We start from the raw sequence: 2,469 nt of genomic DNA, 5'->3' as shown, positions 1-2,469 counted from the left end.
AAACATTCACGGAGAGTTTGATCCTGGCTCAGGACGAACGCTGGCGGCGTGCTTAACACATGCAAGTCGAACGATGAACCACTTCGGTGGGGATTAGTGGCGAACGGGTGAGTAACACGTGGGCAATCTGCCCTTCACTCTGGGACAAGCCCTGGAAACGGGGTCTAATACCGGATACGAGTTCCCAAGGCATCTTGGGGGCTGGAAAGCTCCGGCGGTGAAGGATGAGCCCGCGGCCTATCAGCTTGTTGGTGAGGTAACGGCTCACCAAGGCGACGACGGGTAGCCGGCCTGAGAGGGCGACCGGCCACACTGGGACTGAGACACGGCCCAGACTCCTACGGGAGGCAGCAGTGGGGAATATTGCACAATGGGCGAAAGCCTGATGCAGCGACGCCGCGTGAGGGATGACGGCCTTCGGGTTGTAAACCTCTTTCAGCAGGGAAGAAGCGAAAGTGACGGTACCTGCAGAAGAAGCGCCGGCTAACTACGTGCCAGCAGCCGCGGTAATACGTAGGGCGCAAGCGTTGTCCGGAATTATTGGGCGTAAAGAGCTCGTAGGCGGCTTGTCACGTCGATTGTGAAAGCCCGAGGCTTAACCTCGGGTCTGCAGTCGATACGGGCTAGCTAGAGTGTGGTAGGGGAGATCGGAATTCCTGGTGTAGCGGTGAAATGCGCAGATATCAGGAGGAACACCGGTGGCGAAGGCGGATCTCTGGGCCATTACTGACGCTGAGGAGCGAAAGCGTGGGGAGCGAACAGGATTAGATACCCTGGTAGTCCACGCCGTAAACGGTGGGAACTAGGTGTTGGCGACATTCCACGTCGTCGGTGCCGCAGCTAACGCATTAAGTTCCCCGCCTGGGGAGTACGGCCGCAAGGCTAAAACTCAAAGGAATTGACGGGGGCCCGCACAAGCGGCGGAGCATGTGGCTTAATTCGACGCAACGCGAAGAACCTTACCAAGGCTTGACATACACCGGAAAGCATTAGAGATAGTGCCCCCCTTGTGGTCGGTGTACAGGTGGTGCATGGCTGTCGTCAGCTCGTGTCGTGAGATGTTGGGTTAAGTCCCGCAACGAGCGCAACCCTTGTTCTGTGTTGCCAGCATGCCCTTCGGGGTGATGGGGACTCACAGGAGACCGCCGGGGTCAACTCGGAGGAAGGTGGGGACGACGTCAAGTCATCATGCCCCTTATGTCTTGGGCTGCACACGTGCTACAATGGCCGGTACAATGAGCTGCGATACCGTGAGGTGGAGCGAATCTCAAAAAGCCGGTCTCAGTTCGGATTGGGGTCTGCAACTCGACCCCATGAAGTCGGAGTCGCTAGTAATCGCAGATCAGCATTGCTGCGGTGAATACGTTCCCGGGCCTTGTACACACCGCCCGTCACGTCACGAAAGTCGGTAACACCCGAAGCCGGTGGCCCAACCCCTTGTGGGAGGGAGCTGTCGAAGGTGGGACTGGCGATTGGGACGAAGTCGTAACAAGGTAGCCGTACCGGAAGGTGCGGCTGGATCACCTCCTTTCTAAGGAGCACTTCTTACCGAGTCCGCTCGGTCAGAGGCCAGTACATCAGCGAATGTCTGATGCTGGTTGCTCATGGGTGGAACGTTGACTATTCGGTCAGGCCCTCGGGTCGGTGGCTGCCAGTACTGCTCGTAAGAGCGTGGAACGCATGATCATCGGACGGGACCTGGCCGGGCACGCTGTTGGGTATCTGAGGGTGCGGTTTTATCCCTCAGTGCCGGCCCCAGTGCACTCGAACCGGTTGGTTCGGGGTGATGGGTGGCTGGTCGTTGTTTGAGAACTGCACAGTGGACGCGAGCATCTGTGGCCAAGTTTTTAAGGGCGCACGGTGGATGCCTTGGCACCAGGAACCGATGAAGGACGTGGGAGGCCGCGATAGTCCCCGGGGAGTCGTCAACCAGGCTTTGATCCGGGGGTTTCCGAATGGGGAAACCCGGCAGTCGTCATGGGCTGTCACCCACTGCTGAACACATAGGCAGTGTGGAGGGAACGAGGGGAAGTGAAACATCTCAGTACCCTCAGGAAGAGAAAACAACCGTGATTCCGGGAGTAGTGGCGAGCGAAACCGGATGAGGCCAAACCGTATGCGTGTGAGACCCGGCAGGGGTTGCGCATGCGGGGTTGTGGGATCTCTCTTTCACAGTCTGCCGGCTGTGAGACGAGTCAGAAACCGTTGATGTAGGCGAAGGACATGCGAAAGGTCCGGCGTAGAGGGTAAGACCCCCGTAGTCGAAACGTCAGCGGCTCGTTTGAGAGACACCCAAGTAGCACGGGGCCCGAGAAATCCCGTGTGAATCTGGCGGGACCACCCGCTAAGCCTAAATATTCCCTGGTGACCGATAGCGGATAGTACCGTGAGGGAATGGTGAAAAGTACCCCGGGAGGGGAGTGAAATAGTACCTGAAACCGTGTGCCTACAAGCCGTGGGAGCGTCGGA

At 58.2% G+C, this 2,469-nt stretch carries 2 rRNA genes; both read left to right on the top strand.

From position 1 onward, the window contains the following. The first annotated feature begins 5 nt into the window (after positions 1 to 5). Positions 6 to 1,531 (top strand): 16S ribosomal RNA (locus AB0E88_RS35735). A 306-nt stretch (positions 1,532 to 1,837) separates the two neighbouring features. After that, positions 1,838 to 2,469 (top strand): 23S ribosomal RNA (locus AB0E88_RS35730); the annotation flags it as partial.

It is taken from the genome of Streptomyces sp. NPDC028635 (assembly GCF_040637635.1).
In the GTDB taxonomy this organism is placed as follows: domain Bacteria; phylum Actinomycetota; class Actinomycetes; order Streptomycetales; family Streptomycetaceae; genus Streptomyces.
Note: the sequence above shows the minus strand (reverse complement) of the source record. Positions and strands in the feature narration are given on the sequence as shown.